Origin of the sequence: Nostoc commune NIES-4072, from assembly GCF_003113895.1 — a bacterium.
Classification (GTDB): Bacteria; Cyanobacteriota; Cyanobacteriia; order Cyanobacteriales; family Nostocaceae; genus Nostoc; species Nostoc commune.
Genome location: NZ_BDUD01000001.1, coordinates 6,516,999 through 6,539,257, shown reverse-complemented (window position 1 = coordinate 6,539,257; position 22,259 = coordinate 6,516,999). Strand labels below are relative to the sequence as shown.

Below are 22,259 nucleotides of genomic sequence, written 5' to 3'. Positions count from 1 at the left end.
TCGCTCTGGTAACGTAGTAGATAAAATCGCCCACCAGATATTTCAAGGTATGACTAACATTTACCTGAGTTCGATGTAAGAAAATAAGCTATAAATGGCTCCTCATGAGAGCTACAGGATTCTGTGAGCCTTGATTGGTTGTCAATATTTCTAAGCTATTGATAAATAATTGCTAGTTGACAACTTCAATAAGTAAATTTTTCCAACACAATACTAATTATTTTTGTTGATTCACATAAATTTTTAGTTATGCAGCTAAGAACCAGGAAACTCTAACTCAGCGCTTCCCCGTCCTAACTGCGCCGTCTGAGGTGGTAGATGTCGCTCCAACCAATCTTCTAAATCAGCTAGTACCTCGTGGTAATTTAGGTCACAATGAATTTCGTGATAGGCTCCCGGATACTCGATTCTCAGCTTATCTGTGCAGTTTACCCGTTGATAAAAGATATCACTTCCCGCAGGTAAAGCAACTCGGTCTGCACCACCGTGGAGAATCAACAATGGTAATTGCCAATCAGCTGCGTGAGCATAAATCCAATCAACTGTTGCAAAAAATTCTGTAGCCAGACGGGCAGTAGCAAGGGTATGGCGCAGTGTATCCTGGGCGAATGCGGCTAAAACTTGCTGATCTCGTGAACCAGCACTCAGGTCAATGCCTGTATTCAGGGTAAAACGCGGCCACACTCGTGAGAGCATTTTTCCTAAAAGCACCCGAATAGGTGAAACCCCAACTTTTCCTAAGCTTGGCGCTAGAGCGATCGCACCTTGCAAAACTGATGCTATTTGGGGATGGCGTAGAATATAATCTAAGACAATCACCCCGCCTAAACTATGACCCAAAAGAAAAATTGGGCAGCCAGAATTCTGAGTCTGAATTAACTGTAAAAAGGCTCCTAAATCTTCGCAAAACTCACTCCAAGCGTTGATATAGCCTCGCTGACCTGATGAGCGTCCATGACCACGCAAATCTAAGGCGTAGACAGCATATTGTTTGGGTATCAAATGCTGAACTATATTATTGTAGCGATCGCTGTGGCCTCCGAGTCCATGCACAATGGCTAATATTGCCCGTACTTTACCCTCTGGATACCAGCTTTGGTAATACAGGTCAAGTCCTCCAACACCCTGAAATCTCCCTTCTCTACGAGACACGAGGCGATCGCTATGGTCAATCATCTGGTTAGTTTTTTACGTATTTTCCCAGCAAGCTACTAACATGTCAACTAATTATTAATAACCAACAGGAGCCAAATTGTTACGTTATTTCCTCAATCACCGAAAGACGACTTGGAAGCCCGTTCCTTCACGGTACGGGAGGAATTGTCGCCAAGTCGTCTTGGTCAATAGTCATTAGTATTATTAAACACGAAAAATCTCGTATAACTACTAATGACTTGAAATTCCCCAGCTTGAAGCCGGGGGATGAGTTAAATGTTGTTGTGAGGGTTTATTGTTCTAAAAAGTTTGTAACTTTGAAATTTGATGTTCCCTCCCAACAGTGATTTAAAAATGCGTTTACCTGAGCATCTGCTGAGTCAGCCGATTCTTTAGAGGCGTTAAATTGCACTGCTGTGACAATGTATTCAAAAATAATTACAAACTGCTTTTGGGGTGAAATTCTTTCTACTACAATTGTTTCACCTATTTTAGGAATTTGAGGCACATTTACCACAAATGTCTCAATTTTCGGTTTATCTAGTGGATTTTTGAAATTGAAATATTTACAGTAAACAACAATTTTCACTTAGACAACCACCAATAACATTATAGATAATCCAAATTATCCTTTAATTGGAAAATTGTAAATATTATAATAGTTTTTTAAAAAATATCTACCAACTTACACGAAATAATCCAAAATCAGGCTACAAGATGTTAACCTGTAAAACCAGATGGGATTTAAAAAATCTTAATTACCAATTACGACTTATTTACCCTGCCATAGTTGTCGTAACGATTGAAAAATCTTTACAAATCTCTCTTCTAGCCAGAGCATAGCATAATCAACCCATTCTAGAAGTTGCTCTAAGGGGTGCTTTTCGTAACCTATTGAAGTTGCTTTGGTTTCTATCCAGTCTGGTTGCGCCTCAACTTGACTGCTTTGGTGAAATTCCTGGTGTAAAATTTCCCCTTTCTGACTCTCGCTTTTAGATTGGGAAATGCTAGTTCGGCTTTGTTTTGTAGAGACAACTTTTCCAGATGTTTTTTGACTTCTTCGCGCCAAACCAGATCCAACTTTAGGTTGTTTTACAGTTAAATGATTTTGTGGAAAATGTCCTGCTGATAAACTTGAGGCTAAAGCAGGATTTGTCCTTCCAGAAGGTATAACTGGCTTTTGGGCAATGGTTTCGGTGTCGCCAAATAAATCATTCCATGTTAGCCAAGGATCATCTGTTAAATCCTGGTTTTCCAACTGAGAGTTTTTAGACAAGGACTTTTGAAAGCGTGATGATAATAGTTTACCTTGCACTCGCTCATTACTAGTTGTTGACTCAAGTGTTTCTCTATTCCCAACACCAAAAAAGTAATTAAGCGCTGCTTCAATCAAAGCCTGAAGATCCAGTGTATGAGTTTCTAAACCGTCAGTATTGGCTGTAATTTCTCCTCTAGCAGCTAATTGCTCTTTGCCATAAAGAAATATATTTAACTGAGTTTGGGCAACTTTGACAATTTCTTGGCTACGTTCTTGCACAGGTACTAAAGTATTTGATTCAAATTTAGCTAAAGCTATATCTAGAAATGCTAATAATTTATCTGTATTAAGTAAATCTTTTGGTATCCTCTCGGCTAAAACTGAATTTTTATCTGTATTCCCATCAGTAAGTTTTGCTAATAAACGGTCAATTTGCGGTAATAGCTCCGTTTCTTTTTTAGATATAATCAACCGCCAACACTTCCAGTAATTAGCAACTTCGTTAATAATTCGGTCTTCTAGTATTGCCTGCTGCTGGGGTGTCAAAATATCTAGAATTTCATTGCCGGCAGTAACAAGTACTAAACTACGATCCATCAAACTTGTGGCAATTCCCCGCACTCCTGAAAGATGCTGATTGAGAGCATTTTCTAGCTGTAAAGGATTGAGACTTTCGCTTTGATGATCATTAATATTTGATAATTGAATAAGATTAGCATTATTTGTAGATTTCTTATCAGCAAATTTCAGCCGTAAAACTTTCAAAAAAGCCAAGGTTTTGAAAGATTCAACTGTTTTTGCAGGAGTAGAAACGGCTTCATTTGATGACAGATAATTGACTGCCTCTAGTACATGTTGAATCGGATTATCAACATTTGGAATTTCGGGCTGGAAATCGGTATCATTTGGTTGTAACTTTAGTCTAGGTTGTGGTTCTTTGGTCTGTAGCGTTTTCCCAGATGATTCAGATGACTGAAACAGTAGATACACTGGGTAAAGTAGTACCTCCACACCCCACTTAGTAGCAACTTGCAAATGCCGGAAGGTGTGTTCCCACTGTTGTGTCACCCGCCGAGATTGCTGGTGGACAAAGTTAAATAGTCTGCTTTGATAACGACCAGAGGAACCAGAAGACATAGTAGTAATTTTTTTAGTTCAAGTCTTGTATAAGTTGTCAGACTCGCGCCAAACAATAAAAACGATCAACACCTCATCTTAGCGAATATATGACCCCGACTGTCTCTCAATCCCAGACCAAATTAATCTCACAAGCAATTGAGCAGCTGCGCTCTTTTTGTCAAGTTAATATTCAGTCTACTTGGCTATACCAGGAATCTGACCTGATTATTACTGATGTTGTAGCTGCTAATTTGTCTCATTGGCAACCTGTCCAGTTAAATGCTAAAGAACATATCGCTTGGACAGGCGGGAAAAAAGTGTTATGGCTAGTGCAAAGAGTGGTGGTTCCCCAAGATTTACAGGGCTATCCCTTAGCTGGGTTATCTTTGCGGCTGGCGCTGGTTTGGTGGGCGGATTCTGCTGAAATTTATGTGAATGGGGAGTTAGTGCTGGAGGGTGATTTATTTGATTGTTCGCCTAGAGTGCTTCTCAGTCAAGGGGTGACGCCAGGGGAAGAGTTTATTGTGGCTTTGCGGTTAGTGAGTCCGGGGCATTGTGATGGTGCTTTAGTGCGATCGCTCCTAGTTTATGAGTCTACTGTTGATAATAATCCCGATCCGGGTTTTGTGGCTGATGAGTTAGCTGTAGTGCAACTTTATTTAGAAAAGTTTGCGCCGGAGAAGTTAGATGTTTTGGTCGAAGCGCTGAAGAAAATAACGAACCGCCAAGACGCAGAAAACGCAGAGAAGGGAGAGTTGGTTAAGTCGTTGAGGCAAAGCTTATCCCAATCCAAAATCAAAAATCTAAAATCTAAAATTTTCTTGTTGGGTCATGCTCACTTAGATTTAGCATGGTTATGGCCTGTGAGTGAAACTTGGAATGCGGCACAAAACACTTTTGAGTCGGTTTTGAAGTTGCAAGAAGATTTTCCTGAGTTAATTTTCTGTCATTCGACTCCTGCACTTTATGCTTGGATTGAAGAACATCGCCCGGATTTATTTAGGATAATTCAAGCACAGGTAGTTGCTGGACGTTGGGAAGTTGTCGGCGGAATGTGGGTAGAACCAGAACTCAACATAATTGCTGGTGAATCAATAGTCCGTCAGCTATTGTATGGCCAGCGCTACATTCAGGAAAAATTTGGTAAACTTTCAACTGTGGTGTGGGTTCCAGATTCTTTTGGTTTTTGTGCCACTTTACCGCAGTTTTTCGCTAATGCTGGCATTGAGTATTTTGTCACGCAGAAGTTGCGGTGGAATGATACTACTAAATTTGATTATGGGGCTTTTTGGTGGCGATCGCCTGACGGTAGCGAAGTCTTTAGTTTGATGTCTGCACCCATCGGTGAAGCTATAGACCCAGTTAAAATGGCATCCTACGCTCTTGAATGGCAAACCCAAACTGGTTTAGCAGAATCGCTGTGGCTTCCCGGTGTCGGCGACCACGGCGGCGGCCCCACCCGTGATATGTTAGAAACCGCCCAACGCTGGCAAAAGTCGCCTTTTTTCCCAGATATCGAATTCACAACGGCTGAAAAATATTTACAGCAAATTGTAGAGACGCGATTCATCGCGTCTGTTAATAATCATGATTCTCCCCCTACCTTCCCCACCTGGAATGACGAACTATACCTCGAATTCCATCGCGGTTGCTACACTACACACGCAGATCAAAAGCGCTGGAATCGTCGTTGTGAAAATTTATTGTATGAAGCTGAATTATTTGCTACTTTGGCAACCGTAAGCTGTGGTGTGATATATCCTAAAGCAGAAATCGAAGCAGCCTGGAAGCAGGTGTTATTTCAACAGTTTCACGATATTTTACCTGGTTCTTCAATTACCCAAGTTTACACAGATGCGTTGCCCCAATGGCAGCAAGTGGAACAAATGGGAACGAAGATATTACAGGAATCACTTTTAGCGATCGCATCTCACATTACCCTATCAGAACCACCAAAACCCAATAGTTTGCCTATTTTCGTTTTCAATTCTCTCAATTGGCAACGCTCTGAGGTAGTCTCTGTAGCTTTACCTACGCCAGAGCAATGGCAGATTTACGATGCTTCTGGAAAGCAGGTTGTCTCCCAATTATCTGAACCATCAACACTACTATTTCTCGCCACCGAAATTCCACCCGTCGGCTACCGCATATTTTGGCTTTCCCCCTCATCTCCCTCATCCCCCCCACCCCCCCCACTCCTCCCAGACTGGATTTTAGAAAATGAATTCCTACGGGTTGTTATAGATCCTGATACTGGAGATTTATCAAGTGTTTTTAACAAAACTTATCAACGAGAAGTTTTGAATGGAGCGGGGAATCAACTACAAGCTTTTAAAGACAGTGGTCAATATTGGGATGCTTGGAATATAGACCCCAATTACGCTCAACATCCCTTACCCTCAACAAATCTTCTATCTATTCAGTGGGTAGAACAAGGCCCAGTGCAAAGTCGTGTGCGCGTGGTGCGTCAGTTAGGTGAATCGGAATTTTGCCAAGACTATATTCTGCAAGCTACTTCACCTCTGCTGAAAATAGCTACTACTGTCAATTGGCAAGAAAATCATGTATTAGTGAAAGCTGCTTTTCCTTTGAATATCGAAGCAGACTTTGCTACTTATGAAATTCCCTGTGGCGCAATTCGCCGTCCAACTAAACCGCAAACCCCCGCAGAACAGGCAAAATGGGAAGTTCCCGCCTTGCGTTGGGCTGATTTGACAGGAGAAACACAGGAGGGTATTTACGGAGTTAGTTTGCTGAATGATTGTAAATACGGTTACGACAGCAAACCAGATCAACTCCGCTTAACACTCCTACGCAGTCCTAATTGGCCAGACTCAGAGGCTGACAAAGGTTTTCACGAGTTCACATATACCTTGTATCCTCATGCTGGTAGCTGGGAATCAGCCCATACAGTACGGCGTGGCTATGAATTAAATATACCGTTGCAAGTAATATTGAATCCCGTTAATCAAAACCCACATAAAAATTCTCCTCTATCTGCCGATAAAGAGTGGTTGGGGGTGAGTTTTCTAGATTTATCAGCTGAAAATTTAATCTTGATGGCCTTCAAGCCATCAGAAGATAACCCACAGCAGTTAATTCTGCGATGTTATGAATGTCAAGGAGAAACAGCCGAGTTATCTTGGCAAAGTGATTTAGGGTTAAATTTAGGGGATAGAGTAGATTTATTAGAGCGTTCCTCTACTACTGAATTCTCATCTGGGCAACAAACCTTGACGATACAGCCTTGGAAAATCGCCAGTTTCAAGGTGATACCAGCGATTAATCCCAGGCTGGAGTGAGCCACTATTGCTATGTCAGTGGTCAGTTGTGGTTTTCCACAAACCATTGACAAATGACTAATGACTAATGACTAATGACTAATGACTTTTTTAGTCTTCGTGATCATCGAACGGATCGTTCAATTGCTTGCTAGGAGGGCCAAAAGAGGTATAAATCGAAATTCCGGTGATGGCAATCACCACGGCAGCTACAGAAATGCTAAGAACTATTGCGGGTTCCATAATTGAGGAATAGATGATGAGTGCTATTCTTATAGAATATTACAGAAGATTAAAAAAAGCTTTGGCAAGTAATATTAGGTGAACTATGGCACAAAGGACTAGGTTGGGAGATATCCTGAAACCACTGAACTCTGAGTATGGGAAAGTGGCTCCAGGTTGGGGTACTACCCCGGTGATGGCTGTTTTTATCTTGCTATTTTTCGTGTTTCTGCTAATTATTCTGCAACTTTACAATAGAACACTGTTGGTTGAGGATGTAGTAGTCGATTGGCGCAGTTTAGGGCGCTAAAGGATACACAGCTATCAAGTTTGGATAACAAGTTATGTTACACCCGGTTTTTCCGGGTTTTTTTGTCAATGCTCAGTGCATACGAACCATTGAGTAGACTAAATAATGTATGAGTTTCTGTAGTGGTTCATATAGTTTATAGGAGACAAAAATGAATATATTTGGTATTGGTCTGCCGGAAATGGCTGTAATTATGGTAGTAGCATTATTAATCTTTGGCCCCAAGAAGCTACCAGAGATTGGTCGGAGTGTAGGTAAAACTATTCGTAGTTTCCAAGAGGCTTCCAAAGATTTTCAAAACGAGTTTCAAAAAGAAGCAGAACAGTTAGAAGAAGTTGTCAAGACTACTGCTGAGTTGGAACCTAAGCAAATCTACCCTGCTAAATCTGAGCAGGATACCGCTAGTTCTTCCCAATCTAGCTAGGAGAGTGCTAGATATCAATTGACCATACCAATTTTGGATTTTGGATTTTGGATTTTAGATTAGACTTATCCGAAAAAGAATGTAGAGACGTTACAATGCAACTTCTCTACAAGGATTTCAGGTAACGCATAATTATTTTCTGGAGATGTCTATTGTTTGTTTTGCGGTTCAGAGCAATTTCCTTGGTGGATAGAACAAATCTAAAAGACGCTCATAAGCGTTGCATTAACGATGCAGGAGCGTTTGACTGGCTAATGATACGCGCGATCGTCAATCTAAAATCACCAAACCCTATACTCTTGTGGTTTCTTTCAATCCAAAATTGCAAATCTAAAATCTAAAATTGATCGACTGTAGGCAAAATGACAGAAGCTGTTAAGCAACCAGCTTTGGTGATTCCTCAGCTAATTGTCGGGTTGGGGAATCCAGAAAGCAAGTACGACCAAACACGCCATAATATCGGCTTTGCTGCTGTAGAAAGTCTCTCCCGTTCTTGGCGCATTCCCTTAGCAGAAAACCGCAAGTTTCAGGGTGAGTATGGTGAGGGTATGGCCATAGGCGGAGGTAAGATTCGCTTGCTCAAGCCGTTAACTTATATGAATCGCTCAGGACAAGCAATACAAGCGGTGACGAGTTGGTATAAATTACCGCCTGAATCAGTGCTGGTGATTTATGACGATATGGATTTGCCTTTGGGAAAAACTCGTCTGCGTTTATCTGGTTCGGCTGGGGGACATAACGGCATGAAAAGTGCGATCGCACATCTTAGTACCCAAAACTTTCCCCGTTTGCGAATCGGTATTGGTAAACCCAAAGGTGCAGCTAACAACGATGATTCTGATGCTGTTTCTCATGTGCTGGGGCGATTTTCGGCAGCAGAAAATCAGCAGATGTCTCTTGTACTTCAGTTCGTGGTTGAGTGTATTGAACTAAGCCTCAAGCAGGGAGTAGAAAAGGCGATGAATATTTGTAATAGCCGCACCATTAATAATTCTGAGTCTTAGAGTTGGATGAATACTGGCTTGTAAGTTTGGCAAAGGCGCTTATTTTAGTTGATGGGCAGCGATTTTAGCTTGTTCCATCCAACTGATATAAACTCCTTAACGCCTTCTGTACATACAAGAAGTGACTCATCTACACCCTAATTTGGGGTGCGGCATAGTTTGCTTAAATTTTGTAAGAATAATGGCGATGTCTACGACGGGCTAGGACTACGCGCTATTACCTGTTTTAGGTCATAACCTTAAGCAACGCCCGTACCCAAATAAGTTTATTTAAAACGTCTTGTGCGTCTAGCTGCCACTGCCTTACGTTTACGTTTTTCAATCGGTGTTTCAAAGTGCCGATGATATTTCACATCAGCTAATATCCCAGCTTTGGAAACCTGACGCTTAAACCGACGCAAAGCTGAGTCTATTCCTTCGTTCTCTCCTAGAACCACCTGGGTCATTCTTGCCTGTTCCTCATCATCAATAGTTTCCATTCTAATATTACTCTCAACCTTAGTAAAACCCCCCTGAGCTAAAGTCATCATTAAGAGGCTATCCGTCCGCTTGAAGAAGGTTGTGTGTGTTTCTACGTCGTGAAATCGGTACTTAACTAAATGATAATCTAAGTGCCCTAATGCACTCTCAGATGCAATACAGATGATGGGAAAATTATAATGTTAAATTTTTATGGCTGTACTATGAACTGGCTAATATTACATTATTAGTTAATAATAAGTATACTAAAATGTAATGATTATATATACAAATTTTGAAAGTTGATTTTACCTTCGTTAAATAATTTATATCACACTCTTGATGTAGTGATAAGAATAAATAAACTTTATATGCTAGTTGATTCTTAAAATTACTCTACCATTGAATAAAACTAGTACTATACCAATTTCTAATAAAACCTATCCAAAATTACTAGCTTTTCTACGAAAAAACACTAATATAAACACACTTGTTATAATCGCTAATATCTAAAGAATAGCTGGTAATCTCCTGGGAAGAGGTATCTATTAGTCGCTAAAAACTATGATGTTTGATTAAAAAACTCTAAACTTATAAAAATTAAAATTAAACATATAAGTCTGATTTACACCCTGCCTATAATCTTTTTATATTTTTAATGGTCAAAACCAATTTTTCTCAGATTATACTAAAGTTTTAAAGTTTTCATAAATTTTACTATAACTTACTTAGTCTATGTAAATATACTGAATTCAAGTCCAAGCTGTCTGAAGATGTCAATACAAATAATGTTGATGAGATAAAGTAGTCCTTGCCAGCATTTTATCAAGGTGCTTTAATAGCGTTGTCTGACGACAAGAAGCAGAGCTTCTACGCATTCCGCAAAACAGGCTACTTACAGAATATGTACAAGACGCGCAGCGATTCGACATCAGACATCGCTGCTGGTGTTGATAAAATTACAGACTCAAAACATTAAACTCAAAGATATGACAAGCTATTAGCATATCTTTGACACTAAATTCTCCCAAAAGCTGAATAGGAGTATATATGGAGACGCCAATCATTTTTATAGTTTTAGTGCTTATAGCTTATGCCTTAGGTTCTGCAAAACTAATTAATCAAGGTAATGAAGCCCTAGTTGAACGCTTGGGGCAGTATCATCGGAAACTTAAACCTGGGCTGAATTTTATTGTTCCCTTGGTAGATCAGATTGTGATGGAAGATACTACACGAGAGCAGTTTTTAGACATCAAACCTCAGAATGTGATCACCCAAGATAATATTTATGTAGAAGTGGATGCTATTGTCTACTGGCGCATTAGAGATATTGAGAAAAGCTTTTATGCTATTGAGGATCTGCAAGGGGCACTGATACAGGTGACTACAACCACGCTTCGAGAAATCATTGCCCAAAACACCTTAGAGCAGACTAATGTCTCCAGAGCGGAGATGCACTCAGCTATCATAGACCAGTTAAATGAGATAACGGCAGATTGGGGAGTTGAGATTCTCCGGTTAGACCTTCAAAGAATTACCCTACCTGAGAGTGTACGAAAGTCGAGGGAAGAGCAGCAAGCTGCTGAAATCAAAAAACGGGCGCTGATTACTGAAGCAGAAGGAGAAAAGGAAGCTGCGATTAAAAAAGCAGAAGGAACTATGGCTTCAGTGCAAATCATTTCTCAAGCTCTCCGTTCCAATCCAGATAGTAGGGACATTCTGCGGTATCTTGTAGCTCAAGATTACGTAGATGCTAGCCAAAAACTTGGTGAGAGCAGTAATGCCAAAATTGTCTTTGTAGACCCAGCAAACTCAAGTGAAATGTTCCAGGAGTTGATAGCCAACCCAGAAAATCCAGAAGGTAACGGCAAAAAACGCGAAAACGGTAATACCTAACAGTCATGGTGTGCGGCTTGCCTCAGTAGTGCATCGGCTACTAGTGAAACATCACGCATTTCTTGAACATCGTGAACTCGAAGGATATCAGCGCCGTTAAAAATAGCAGCACAACAAGCTGCTGCCGTTCCCCAAACTCGTGCTTTGGGATCTGGTTGATTTAAAATGCGACCAATAAAACTTTTACGGGATGCTCCTACCAAGATAGGACAATTGAGTGGTGAGAGCGATCGCAAGCGGCGAAAAATTTCTAAATTTTGCTCATAGTTCTTAGCAAAACCAATACCAGGATCAATAATAATTTTATCCCGGTCAATGCCCGCAGCAGTTGCTACCCCAATTTGCCGATCTAAAAAACTATAAATTTCTCCGAGCAAATCTTGATAATCAGTCTGTTGCTGCATTGTCTGTGGTGTTCCCCGGATATGCATTAAAATAATCGGCACACCTAACTCTGCAACTGTTGGTAACATTTCTGAGTCAAAAGTACCGCCAGAAATATCATTAATAATATCCGCTCCAACTTCTACAGATGCCTTGGCTACAACAGCACGGGTCGTATCTACAGAAATCGGGACTGAAATTTCTGGTCTTAGCACCTGTAACACCGATAACACCCGGTCAAGTTCCTGTGCCAGAGTTATTTGCTTTGCCCCTGGTCGAGTTGATTGACCGCCCACATCGATAATGTCAGCACCAGCAGCCACCAGTGCTTGCGCCTGTACTAAAGCGGCAGAGGTAGTGTTAAACTCACCCCCATCACTAAAACTATCAGGCGTTACATTCAAAATCCCCATCAAATAAGTGCGCTGTCCCCACTCGAAACAGCGTCCTCGAATTATCAAGTTGCTTCGCATAAATCTATATTAGGCATTCCCATGCAGAGCATGGGAACGAGAAGAAAGCACATCACAGTGACTGAAAATTTACAATTCGAGCGAAACTCTCAGCTTCCAAACTTGCTCCTCCAACTAAAACACCATCAATTTCTGGTTGAGCCATAATTTCATCAATATTGTTCGGCTTAACTGAGCCACCATATTGAATTGATACATTTGGATTACTCAACTGGCTACGAATTAAGCCAATAATTCGATTAGCTTCCACTGCTTCACAAGTGTCACCAGTACCAATCGCCCAAATTGGTTCATAAGCAATCACCAAATTATCCTGATCAATATCTACCAAGCCTTTGTCGAGTTGAAGAGCAATCAATGATTCAGTTTCTCCTGCATCTCGTTGTTGTTTAGTTTCGCCAACACAAAGAATTGGTGTTAAACCAAACCTTTGAGCAGTTCGGAGGCGCAAATTAACGGTTGCGTCCGTTTCACCAAAGTATTGTCGTCGTTCACTATGACCGACAATTACGAAGCGCACACCACTTTCTGTCAGCATTGGCCCAGAAATCTCACCTGTATAGGCTCCATATTCTTCCCAATGGATATTTTGTGCCCCCAGTTGGATGAGGCTACCGTGCAAAGTCTTGGACAAAACGCTTAAATCAGTGAAAGGAGGGCACAATATCACTTCTCGCCCTTGGGGGGTTTCCTCTAAGTGGGGCAGAAATCCTCGGAGAAACTCTTGGGTTTCTGCCTGGGTTTTGTACATTTTCCAGTTGCCGGCAATAACGATTTTCCGCACAGTTAATTTAGTCAAGATCCTAACGAGTTATTTAGATGCATTTTTCAGTTTATGACTTTTTGTTGGTCATTGGGCATTGGGAATTGGGCATTGGGCATGGGGCATGAGGCATTAGCATTAGTTATTAATTCTTGTCCCTCATCCCCCTCATCCCCCCTTGTCTCCTTTGTCTGCCTCATCTCGCCAAACCGTTCCTAAAAATAACTAGGATAGTAAAGGGGGTGTATTTAAAATCTAAAAACTAAAAACTAAAAACTAAAAACTAAAATCTAAAATCTAAAATCTAAAATCTAAAATCTAAAATCTAAAATCTAAAATCTAAAATTAATATGACTTCCACACTACCCATGCCTGAACCTTATCAAAGTGATTCCGCTAACACTGACGCAAATTCTCTCAGTTGGGAGGAAGAACTGGATAGTGCTATTTTCAGTTTTGAAGACATTCAGACGGAACTGAACTATAAACAAGCACAAACGGCGCTGCGAAACTTAGTAGCCAATCTCGACCTCACCCCCCAAGAAAAAACCGGGTTAGAGACGGAAATTGCTGATTTGGAAACCATGCTGGGGAAGTTAGACCGCATGGTGGTGCAGATTGCGGCTTTTGGCATGGTGGGACGTGGTAAGTCTTCGTTACTCAATGCTTTGGTTGGGCAAACAGTATTTGAAACTGGGCCGCTGCATGGTGTCACTCGTGCTGCACAAAGAGTTAATTGGAGTATTAGTGAAGAAGCGATTGGGGAAACTGAACGTGCTTTGCGAGTTACTCTCCCTGGCGTAGGTCAATCCCAGGTGGAATTAATTGACACTCCTGGGTTAGACGAAGTAGATGGTGCAACTCGTGCCGCGTTAGCTGAACAAATTGCCAAACAAGCGGATTTGATTCTGTTTGTGATATCTGGCGACATGACGAAGCTAGAATATGCCGCGCTTTCTCAGTTGCGGGAAGCAGGTAAACCGATCATTCTGGTATTTAACAAAGTAGACCAGTATCCAGAAGCAGACCGGATGGCAATTTATCACAAAATCCGGGATGAAAGGGTGCGGGAATTACTCACACCTTTGGAAATTGTCATGGCTGCGGCATCGCCATTGGTAAAGACGGCGATTCGTCGCCCTGATGGTACTAGAGGTATACAGTTGCGTACAGGTAATGCCCAAGTTGAGGAACTCAAGCTGAAAATCTTGGAGATTCTGCACCGTGAGGGTAAAGCTTTGGTTGCCCTCAACACCATGCTTTATGCCGATATCGTAAATGAGCAGTTGATAGAACGAAAACTGATGATTCGGGAAGTAAATGCCAATCAGTTGATTTGGAAGGCTGTGATGACTAAAGCATTAGCGATCGCACTTAATCCCGTAACTGTGGTAGATATTCTGAGTAGTGTGGTAATTGATATTGCTCTGATTTTAGGTTTGTCTAAACTCTATGGCTTCTCTATGACCGAAGCCGGGGCTGTACAATTGCTCCAAAAAATTGCCCTGAGTATGGGCGGAATTGGTGCTAGTGAATTGTTAGCAAATTTGGGCTTGAGTGGATTAAAAACTTTACTTGGTATCTCTGCAACAGCTACCGCAGGTGCTGCCCTTGGCCCTTATATATCAGTGGCAATCACGCAAGCAGCAGTAGCTGGTGTTTCTTCTTACGGGATTGGACAAGTTACCAAAGTTTATTTAGCCAACGGTGCGACTTGGGGGCCTGATGGGCCAAAAGCAGTGATTAATCGGATTTTGGCAAACCTGGATGAAACTTCAATTCTCAACCGCATTAAAGATGAATTACTCCACAAGGTAAAACTCAGAAAGTGATGCATAGACGTAGAATTAATAAGCTTCTGAAAAATACGTTGCTAAAGATTGAGAGTTTTTTCCAGCCAAAATAGGCTCTCCCTTTACTCCTCCACGGGTGAGAGTACAAATCTTATAAAGGTTTTCGCACTCAAAGATTGCCATAACTAGCTCTTTCCCCGTTTGATAAGAGGATGGTAAAGGTTTACCTACCTCGCATTCCATATCAATTTCGTTATCACGCCACTGTAACTTCCAAATACGCTTTTCGGTTATTGGTGCTTTGACAGACCGAGCAAAAGCACTATACACCTGCTCTGCTTTAATATCATCCTTAGCTGCTGGCACAAAAAACTTCATAGATGGTTACAAGTAACGTAAATTTCACGCTTCTTCAGCGTAACGTAGTTACCAAGGCAATCTGCTCCCATCCCATGAGAAAAACTGTCCACTATCCCCTTCTTGAAGCTGTTCGATGACAGTCAGTAATTGGGTAACAGTGCGTTCCACTGTAAATAATTTTTCCGCAGGTACATTTCCCTGGAAAGGACGGGAAAGTTGCGTATCAGTTGTACCAGGATGCAATGTCACTATTAATGTTTTAGGACAACTTCTTTTATACTCAATTGCCGCAGTTCGCATCAACATATTGAGTGCTGTTTTAGAAGCGCGATAGCCATACCATCCACCAAGTTGGTTATCGCCAATACTGCCTAATTTAGCAGAAATAGTGGCAAACACGTTGCGTTCTCCATGACGAAACAAAGGCAATAGATGTTTAGCCAGTAAGACAGCACCAATACTATTTATTTGAAAGTAGCGCAGCAAATTTTCTGAGTTTATCTGTCTTAAGCTTTTTTCAGGTTGCAAAGTTTCTTCATGCAACAGTCCTACACAGTTGACTACCAAATGCAGTTTGTCAACTTGGGTACGTATTTTTTTAACAGCTTCAACAATCTGCAATTCGTCAGTAACATCCATCTTTAAACAAACTAATCGCTCAAAATTCTCGCCTGCAAGAGCTATTAAATCTGAGGCTGATTCCGGTTGACGAGAAGTTGCATAAACTTTGGCTATTCTATCATCTTGTAGCAATTTTTTTACAAAACCCAAACCAATACCTTGGCTGGCTCCCACAATCAATGCGTTAACAGGATTAATTTCATCGATAAAAGACATATCAATTCATAGCTTTACAATTTTTATCTGCGGGATTAAGAAAACTTCCAAGATTCAGATTAATGGAGCAAAGCTAAAATCAACCATCCAGTTACCCAAATATCCATTCCAGTAAGGCTCACCGTCAAACCAACAAGTTAAAATTAGATATGCTGGTGAAACGTGGAATTTTAATGAAATTGCGCTAAAAATCTCATACTTATGACAGCCAACAATATTAAACAGCAAATTTTAGAGCATCTTGAGGCATTGCCAGGGGAACAGGTAAAAAGTCTGCTCAAAACATGGTTGACTGTAACTGATGGAGACTTAGAAGATTTTGAGCAGTTACTCAGTTATGAATCTACTCAAAGTATAGAAGAAATCTTTGATTACGGTGAAATAGATACAACATTAAATTTTCAGCCACTGACCCAAGCCCAAATGGTTGAGCAAAGCCGTCAAGCTCTGGAAGTATACCGTAGGACAGGCGCAGGAGTAGTACATGAGCGTGTGCGTGAATGGGCAGACTCTTTAGGAACCGATGAAGAACGTCCATGTCCCAGATAGTTTGGATGCAAACGGCGATTAATGACTTAAATCGTCATTACGATTTTATCAAACTTAATAATGCTGATGCAGCAGCACGGGCAGTACAAGCAATTGTCTCTTCGGCTGAGAGTCTACAGGAGAATCCCCGTCGAGGTGCGATTGTCGACGAAATAGCAGGATTACGAAAACTTGTAGTTTCTTTTGGGAAATACGGCTTTATAATTCACTACGTGATTCTTGAGGATGATATTGTAATTTTACGCATCTATCACGGGCGAGAAAATCGACCTCGCTAAATCAGATTGACCACTAAAATTTCTCTTAGCATCACTCTCTACATTCCAGATAAGTTAAAAAAGCGATCGCATTAACTCATCAACCCACACAGGTGGGCTATGTTCGTATAGCCTCAGAATTTTCAGCTAAGGTGATTAGGACATCAACAGATGATAAAACTTAGACACAAAAGGAATTTTCACCCAATCCCCAATCCCCAGTCCCTTGCTATATTTATTAATCCTGTGGCAATTTAGCAAACGCCTCCTCAACTAACTGCTTGGATTTAGCATCCAAACGCAGCCAATCGACTTCACCGAGTTCATCGATTAAACTAGTATCTATATCAGCACTTTCCTTCTCTGGGTTGTATTCAAGAAAACACACTTGATAACACAGTTCCCACAAATCGATACTTGCTTCTTGCTGTTGACGCTGTAAACGTAGATGATATCCTGGATGGGGCATCGGCAGACGAGCCAGAGTCTCTCTGATTTCATCTGCTTCTTTGGGTGTTGCAGTTTCCATTGCTTGCAACAACTCAGTCACCAATGCTTTGATTTCATCAGTGGTGCTAGGCGGCCAAATCAAGACATCGTGGTAAGTTCCTATCCAGGAAGATTCATCAAGCTGCTTGCGGATATTGTCGATAACGCGAATGAAAGCAGGCTGCATGAGGATTTCAGCTTGCTGCCATGCAACTGAGTTTGTTATTTTAGGTGGCATTGGTAGTAAACAGGGGCACTAAAAGAAAAATAAACAGTCTGCGTTTATTAAAAAGCTGCGTTTTTAATCTAAATCTTTTCTCAAGATAGCGGATTTCATTGAAGAAAATTTGGAGATATTTATTACCAGCTGGAAAATTAGGTAATAACTCTGGGGAGTGAACATGATAGGCAAGTTACTAGACCATCGTTACCAAGTAATTCGAGTCCTCGCAATGGGAGGATTTGGTCAAACCTATATTGCCCAAGATACTAGGCGGCCCGGCAATCCCCTCTGCGTTGTCAAGCACCTCAAACCCGGAACTGACCCCAGAGTTTTTGATACTGCTAAACGTCTGTTCAATAGCGAAGCCGAAACTTTAGAAAAACTGGGCAATCATGACCAAATACCCAGGCTGCTGGCGTACTTTGACGAAAACCAAGAATTTTATTTAGTACAAGAATATATTGAAGGGCATACCCTAGCTGAGGAACTTATACCTGGTAAGCGCTGGAGTGAAAGCGAAGTAATTCAACTATTACAAGAAGTTCTGGAAATTCTCGAATTCGTCCACCGCCAAGGCGTGATTCACCGCGATATCAAACCGGATAATATCATCCGTCGCGCTTTAGATAATAAGTTAGTTTTAGTGGACTTTGGGGCAGTGAAACAACTGCGTACACAACTGGTAATAGCAGGTGGACAACCCTCTGCTACAGTAGTTATTGGCACTCCTGGCTATATGCCCACTGAACAAGGGCAAGGTAAACCCCGTCCCAACAGTGATATCTATTCCCTCGGCATTATTGCCATTCAAGCACTAACAGGATTATCGCCAACAGAATTGCAAGAAGACCCAGAAACGGGGGAAATCATCTGGCGTCATTCAGTAACTGTGAACCCTCGACTAGCGGCAGTGTTGACTAAGATGGTACGTTATCACTTTAAAGACCGCTACCTAAATGCCACGCAAGCACTGCAAGCATGTAAAGAGGTGATTAATCCAGTACCTGCACTTTCCACCCCTCAAGAATCTGCTAAAAATTCTAGTTACCAAACTGCTAAATCCCAACCTCAAGTATCTCGGTTACAAACTGTTGCAGTTGCACCAGCAAATCCTGTCCCCGCTAAACCTGCGCGTAAAGACTCTGAGAAATTCGACCCATGGCCGATATTAATTGGCATATTATTGGCGGGTGGTACAGCTGCTTTGGTAGCAAATGTATCTCCAGTGAAAAATTTAGCTTTTAATCTTACAGGTAACGATACTGCTTTAACAAATAAATGCTTGGCTATTGTCGCCAGAAATTCTAATATTCGTTCTAAACCTAGTTCGAGAAATTCTGATATTGTGCAAACAGCTGCCGATAACACCAGTTTCGAGGTGACTGGCAAACGGACAAAACGAGGTTGGATAGAAGTTAAACTTAACTCTGGTGATTCGGCTTGGGTAGGCTCGAATGTGATAACCAATAATCAAGAATGGGCTTCTTGCCTGCGCGAAAAAGGTATTGCAACTACGATTGTAGATGATAGTAGTTTGATTGCGACTCAACCGACTTCCAAGGCAAAAGCAAAATCTAGAGATGTTGTAACTTCATTACCAGAAAAGTTGAAGGGGTCAACTGACGATGCTGGGAAAACAGAGCGATCGCAGCCTACTGATAACAGTACTAATATTATAGAACAAGCAAGACAGAAGTATGAATCAGGAGATATTGTTAGAGCGATCGCACTTTTAAAATCGGTTCCGGCAAATGCTGCTTCTGGTATCCAAGAGACGAGTAAAATGATTGCCCAGTGGCAAGATGATTGGGCTAAAGCAGAGGCGTTATCTAATGAAATCAACAAAGCAATAGATGATGGTAAATGGGATAAAGTTCTAGATTACAGAAACCATCCAGAAAAATTGCCTAATACTAAATACTGGCGAAACAGAATAGAACCATTATTTAAACAAGCAGCCGAAAATCTGGCAAAACAGGCACTAACTAAACTAGGAAATCAAGGTAATCAAAAGACTACGCAAGATAAACTTCCCAATACTAACCAACTAGCTAATACAGAGAGTCGTAATGCTACAGAAACTCCGTAAGGCGGTTTGTAATATCAAGGTTGATTAACCATCCTGTTTAACTATCTATTGATAATGAATAATAGATAATTTTATTACCTTTATTTATTACCAATAGACACGAAGATAACGTTGTTGGTTTAGACTTTCGCTCTAACTTTGTACTGCTGTTTGCGCTTCAGTAGTGAACCGACACCTACAGCGCCAAACGCTAATAAACCTAATCCAGAAGCAGGTTCAGGTATAGTTTGTCCCTTAGATATAGCCCCAGTCACGTTATCCAATCCGAAACCTTCTCCTCCTTCTCCTAAATCTTCAGTTCGTGATATGAAAGTCACCCTACGAATGTCTTCTACAGGATTAGTAACAAACCCAAAGAAGCCATCGTTGACTGTTACTGGAATGGTGTCTAAAACTCCACCTATATCCAACACAAGGTCTAAATTCAGTCCTTCTCCACTATTTGCTTCAAAGAAATCTGCTCCCCATCCAAAAACTGGAGTATTTAAAGTTAAGTCTACCTTGGTAGCCCCAAAATCAGTAAATACTGAAGCATGATTTGTACCATTATTGTCGTCGTACTCGAAAGGTGACACGTCAATCAAGTTGCGGAATGCACGAGCATTTCCTACTTGAAGGAGTGTGAACTCTCCAATGTCAACAGGGGTGGTTCGGAATTCTGTATCAGAAGTAAAACTTTCAAAATCTTCACTGAATGTGTCTCTTCCTGATACAGCAGTGTTCCAATCAGTACGTGAAGTGAAAACTGTAATAGCCTTTGCCTGTTGCGTATCAAGGCTTAACAAAGCAAGAATTGCTGCTGTGGCAGTAGCCAGATGTAGTCTTTTCATACAAACTAAGTGTTGTTACCAATATAGATTTCCATCAATATATCAGTAACTTTTGCAACATTTATATCTATCATTCATGCAAATCATAAAATTTACCAAAAAATTCATTCCACCTTCCAGATTGACAATTTTGGTAATCTGTGTTAACTTCAAACGACTGTTTTTAAATAATAATTTACATAAAAACAAAACATCTAGGTAAGAATTTAACAGTGCTACCCTGTATACTTTTTACCTAAATGCTTTTGTCCAATATTTTTTATTTACACTTACTCACAATTGTAGTAGTTGCTACTTCTACTAACAAATATTTCCCTGTTAGTGCATTTCGTCGTATTCTGGGGCTTCAACTCGTCTTGCTTCCATCCGCGAAGCAGGCAAAAACTCAGCGCGACGGACTGGAACCAAGGGTGGTGTATTTCCTTGGTAAGGGTGAATCACTTGTACAGTACGGGCTGGACGCTGCCGAGGTGAGAATAAAGCCAATACACCAGCGACGACAACACCACCACCAATAGTGAGAGTTGCGCCTCCCACAGCCCAAAGCACAGGTGAAGACCACCAAGAATTTTGAGGCTGGAGTGTTGTTACTTTTTGTTGGTTATTCTGTTGGGCTAATTGCCACTGCTGCTGAGTATTAAAATTTTGAACTTGACCTTGGAGTTGTTGATTTTGCGCCCTCAGCTGTTCATTATCGTTTTTTAAACGCTCTAACTGCATTTGCGTGTTCAGCTTCTCCATCTCCAAACGCTGATCAGTATTGGGAGCAGTCGATGGCTGAACCTGGCCGGGATACATTGGTTGCCCATAAGGCCCATAAGGATACATTTGTGGCTGTATTCCCGGCGCTACTACAGTCCCTGGCATTTGCGGAGCAACAGCAAAGTTAGGCTGTAGGGGGGTATTTGTTCCTTTGAGCAATACGAGAGCCGCCAGCCCAGCTACAGCAACCCCACCGATAAACGCCATACTCTCACTCATCGCCTTTGCTCCTCAATTGCGACCTAATTATAACTATTTGTGACTGACTCACTCTCACACTCATAAATTATGCCTACTTGACTTCACATAATACTCAAACTATAAGCGACCGGATCAGCTAGTTTTTTTACATCATGATATCTGATGTTAATATTCAAAACCATAACGGTCAAATTGTCTACCAAACAAGCATCGAAAAACTGCGTTGTTATACTTTTTTAATCTACTTTATTGGTCTAATCAAGAGGAGTATTTGTACTGGTGCTGGTGGTTTTGATGGCAGCCTTGAGACTTTGGCAAAATTGGGCGATCGCCGAAAGTCCCTGTTCTGGAGTACCTTCTGCTAACCGTTTCACAAAAGCACTACCGACGATCGCCGCATCTGCGCCCCATTCCTTTACCTGAAGGGCTTGGGCAGCTTCAGAGATGCCAAAACCTACACCGATAGGTTTATCAGTAACACTACGAATTTGTTTAAGTAAATCAGATACGCGGTTTTCAAGTTGCGATCGCACCCCTGTAACCCCTGTGACGCTAACTAAATAAATAAATCCTTGGGAAGAACGAGCGATCGCTTCTATGCGTTCAGAGGAACTCGTGGGAGCGATCAATAAGATTACGTCAATTCCCTTCTCACTAGCTAGTTGGAGCAAACCTGCTGCTTCTTCCAAGGGCAAATCTGGTACTACTAATCCTGCAACCCCAGCCGCAGCAATTGAAGAGAGGAATTTTTCAATTCCCTGGTGCAGAATTGGGTTGTAGTAAGTAAATAGGATAATAGGCGATCGCAATTTGGGAGTAATCCCTTGCAACATTTCTAGCACTTGCTCTAATTTCGTACCCCTTTGTAAGGCGCGAGTAGCAGCAGCTTGAATTACTGGCCCATCTGCTAGAGGATCGGAATAGGGTATACCCAGTTCTATAATGTCGGCTCCACTACGATCTAGAATCTGCAAGGCTTTTGCTGTTGTTTCTAAATCTGGATCGCCAGCAGTAATAAACGGGATTAGAGCGCACTCACCATTTTTCCCAAGGGTTTCAAAGCAATCAGAAATCGCAGTCATTTTAGTTAATAGTCAGTGGTCATTGGTCAGTGGTCATTA

Annotated in this window: 23 protein-coding genes; 9 read left to right on the top strand and 14 right to left on the bottom strand. The window is 41.3% G+C overall.

Going from position 1 to position 22,259, the window contains the following annotated elements; genetic code table 11:
• Nucleotides 1-255: 255 nt before the first annotated feature.
• The 3 genes from CDC33_RS29190 to CDC33_RS29180 form a co-directional block, all read right to left on the bottom strand.
• Complete coding sequence (locus CDC33_RS29190; RefSeq protein ID WP_109011893.1) at nucleotides 256-1,176, bottom strand: alpha/beta hydrolase; 921 nt, start codon at nucleotides 1,174-1,176, stop codon at nucleotides 256-258.
• A gap of 271 nt (nucleotides 1,177-1,447) precedes the next feature.
• Entirely contained in the window at nucleotides 1,448-1,744 is a 297-nt protein-coding gene (locus CDC33_RS29185; protein WP_109011892.1) for a hypothetical protein, read from the bottom strand.
• A gap of 183 nt (nucleotides 1,745-1,927) precedes the next feature.
• The gene (locus CDC33_RS29180; protein WP_109011891.1) at nucleotides 1,928-3,550 is read right to left on the bottom strand and encodes a hypothetical protein; all 1,623 of its coding nucleotides are present in this window, start codon (nucleotides 3,548-3,550) and stop codon (nucleotides 1,928-1,930) included.
• A gap of 89 nt (nucleotides 3,551-3,639) precedes the next feature.
• Between CDC33_RS29180 and CDC33_RS29175 the strand changes: the two genes are divergently transcribed.
• Complete coding sequence (locus CDC33_RS29175) at nucleotides 3,640-6,834, top strand: alpha-mannosidase (protein WP_109011890.1); 3,195 nt, start codon at nucleotides 3,640-3,642, stop codon at nucleotides 6,832-6,834.
• A gap of 90 nt (nucleotides 6,835-6,924) precedes the next feature.
• Here the strand turns inward: CDC33_RS29175 and psbN are convergent, their stop codons facing one another.
• A complete protein-coding gene (psbN, locus tag CDC33_RS29170; RefSeq protein WP_109011889.1) occupies nucleotides 6,925-7,056 on the bottom strand; it encodes a photosystem II reaction center protein PsbN in 132 nt (43 codons plus the stop codon).
• Between the two features lie 85 nt (nucleotides 7,057-7,141).
• Between psbN and psbH the strand changes: the two genes are divergently transcribed.
• The 3 genes from psbH (at nucleotide 7,142) to pth (ending at nucleotide 8,773) form a co-directional block, all read left to right on the top strand.
• Nucleotides 7,142-7,345 carry a photosystem II reaction center phosphoprotein PsbH gene (gene psbH / locus CDC33_RS29165; protein ID WP_109011888.1) on the top strand — a complete coding sequence of 68 codons (204 nt, stop codon included), beginning with the start codon at nucleotides 7,142-7,144 and terminating at the stop codon, nucleotides 7,343-7,345.
• A 151-nt stretch (nucleotides 7,346-7,496) separates the two neighbouring features.
• Nucleotides 7,497-7,769: a TatA/E family twin arginine-targeting protein translocase gene (locus CDC33_RS29160; protein WP_109011887.1), complete on the top strand. Its 273-nt coding sequence runs from the start codon at nucleotides 7,497-7,499 to the stop codon at nucleotides 7,767-7,769.
• A gap of 362 nt (nucleotides 7,770-8,131) precedes the next feature.
• Complete coding sequence (pth, locus tag CDC33_RS29155; protein WP_109011886.1) at nucleotides 8,132-8,773, top strand: aminoacyl-tRNA hydrolase; 642 nt, start codon at nucleotides 8,132-8,134, stop codon at nucleotides 8,771-8,773.
• Between the two features lie 266 nt (nucleotides 8,774-9,039).
• On the opposite strand, the gene rpsU is transcribed toward pth, so the two are convergent.
• Entirely contained in the window at nucleotides 9,040-9,219 is a 180-nt protein-coding gene (gene rpsU / locus CDC33_RS29150; RefSeq protein WP_069073049.1) for a 30S ribosomal protein S21, read from the bottom strand.
• A 1,063-nt stretch (nucleotides 9,220-10,282) separates the two neighbouring features.
• Between rpsU and CDC33_RS29145 the strand changes: the two genes are divergently transcribed.
• Nucleotides 10,283-11,128 (top strand): SPFH domain-containing protein, encoded by an 846-nt coding sequence (locus CDC33_RS29145; protein WP_109011885.1) that lies wholly within the window; start codon nucleotides 10,283-10,285, stop codon nucleotides 11,126-11,128.
• On the opposite strand, the gene folP is transcribed toward CDC33_RS29145, so the two are convergent.
• The 3 genes from folP to CDC33_RS29130 are packed head-to-tail and all read right to left on the bottom strand — an operon-like array spanning nucleotide 11,125 to nucleotide 12,948.
• Nucleotides 11,125-11,985 carry a dihydropteroate synthase gene (folP, locus tag CDC33_RS29140; RefSeq protein WP_109011884.1) on the bottom strand — a complete coding sequence of 287 codons (861 nt, stop codon included), beginning with the start codon at nucleotides 11,983-11,985 and terminating at the stop codon, nucleotides 11,125-11,127. The two genes, CDC33_RS29145 and folP, sit on opposite strands and share 4 nt — an antisense overlap.
• A 52-nt stretch (nucleotides 11,986-12,037) precedes the next feature.
• The gene (gene tpiA / locus CDC33_RS29135; RefSeq protein WP_109012750.1) at nucleotides 12,038-12,769 is read right to left on the bottom strand and encodes a triose-phosphate isomerase; all 732 of its coding nucleotides are present in this window, start codon (nucleotides 12,767-12,769) and stop codon (nucleotides 12,038-12,040) included.
• 44 nt (nucleotides 12,770-12,813) lie between these two features.
• Nucleotides 12,814-12,948, bottom strand: coding sequence for a histidine kinase (locus CDC33_RS29130; RefSeq protein ID WP_109011883.1), 135 nt, complete (start codon nucleotides 12,946-12,948; stop codon nucleotides 12,814-12,816).
• A 150-nt stretch (nucleotides 12,949-13,098) separates the two neighbouring features.
• Between CDC33_RS29130 and CDC33_RS29125 the strand changes: the two genes are divergently transcribed.
• Complete coding sequence (locus tag CDC33_RS29125) at nucleotides 13,099-14,580, top strand: GTP-binding protein (RefSeq protein ID WP_109011882.1); 1,482 nt, start codon at nucleotides 13,099-13,101, stop codon at nucleotides 14,578-14,580.
• A gap of 15 nt (nucleotides 14,581-14,595) precedes the next feature.
• On the opposite strand, the gene CDC33_RS29120 is transcribed toward CDC33_RS29125, so the two are convergent.
• Both CDC33_RS29120 and CDC33_RS29115 read right to left on the bottom strand, forming a co-directional pair.
• A complete protein-coding gene (locus tag CDC33_RS29120; RefSeq protein ID WP_244919376.1) occupies nucleotides 14,596-14,907 on the bottom strand; it encodes a hypothetical protein in 312 nt (103 codons plus the stop codon).
• Between the two features lie 60 nt (nucleotides 14,908-14,967).
• A complete protein-coding gene (locus CDC33_RS29115) occupies nucleotides 14,968-15,738 on the bottom strand; it encodes an SDR family NAD(P)-dependent oxidoreductase (protein WP_109011880.1) in 771 nt (256 codons plus the stop codon).
• Nucleotides 15,739-15,939: 201 nt separating this feature from the next.
• On the opposite strand from CDC33_RS29115, the gene CDC33_RS29110 reads away from it, so the two are divergent.
• On the top strand, nucleotides 15,940-16,287 hold the full coding sequence (locus tag CDC33_RS29110; protein ID WP_109011879.1) for a hypothetical protein: 348 nt from the start codon (nucleotides 15,940-15,942) through the stop codon (nucleotides 16,285-16,287).
• Nucleotides 16,275-16,565 (top strand): type II toxin-antitoxin system RelE/ParE family toxin, encoded by a 291-nt coding sequence (locus CDC33_RS29105; RefSeq protein ID WP_109011878.1) that lies wholly within the window; start codon nucleotides 16,275-16,277, stop codon nucleotides 16,563-16,565. The genes CDC33_RS29110 and CDC33_RS29105 overlap by 13 nt, the downstream gene beginning before the upstream one ends.
• Nucleotides 16,566-16,782: 217 nt before the next feature.
• On the opposite strand, the gene CDC33_RS29100 is transcribed toward CDC33_RS29105, so the two are convergent.
• On the bottom strand, nucleotides 16,783-17,271 hold the full coding sequence (locus tag CDC33_RS29100; protein ID WP_109011877.1) for a hypothetical protein: 489 nt from the start codon (nucleotides 17,269-17,271) through the stop codon (nucleotides 16,783-16,785).
• A gap of 163 nt (nucleotides 17,272-17,434) precedes the next feature.
• Here CDC33_RS29100 and CDC33_RS29095 point away from each other — a divergent pair, with 163 nt between their 5' ends.
• The gene (locus CDC33_RS29095) at nucleotides 17,435-19,345 is read left to right on the top strand and encodes a protein kinase domain-containing protein (RefSeq protein WP_109011876.1); all 1,911 of its coding nucleotides are present in this window, start codon (nucleotides 17,435-17,437) and stop codon (nucleotides 19,343-19,345) included.
• 119 nt (nucleotides 19,346-19,464) lie between these two features.
• Here the strand turns inward: CDC33_RS29095 and CDC33_RS29090 are convergent, their stop codons facing one another.
• The 3 genes from CDC33_RS29090 to trpA form a co-directional block, all read right to left on the bottom strand.
• The gene (locus CDC33_RS29090) at nucleotides 19,465-20,175 is read right to left on the bottom strand and encodes a PEP-CTERM sorting domain-containing protein (RefSeq protein WP_109011875.1); all 711 of its coding nucleotides are present in this window, start codon (nucleotides 20,173-20,175) and stop codon (nucleotides 19,465-19,467) included.
• Between the two features lie 318 nt (nucleotides 20,176-20,493).
• Nucleotides 20,494-21,156, bottom strand: a complete 663-nt coding sequence (locus tag CDC33_RS29085; RefSeq protein ID WP_109011874.1) for a heterocyst differentiation related protein — start codon at nucleotides 21,154-21,156, stop codon at nucleotides 20,494-20,496.
• Nucleotides 21,157-21,392: 236 nt separating this feature from the next.
• The gene (trpA, locus tag CDC33_RS29080) at nucleotides 21,393-22,220 is read right to left on the bottom strand and encodes a tryptophan synthase subunit alpha (RefSeq protein ID WP_109011873.1); all 828 of its coding nucleotides are present in this window, start codon (nucleotides 22,218-22,220) and stop codon (nucleotides 21,393-21,395) included.
• Nucleotides 22,221-22,259: the final 39 nt, after the last annotated feature.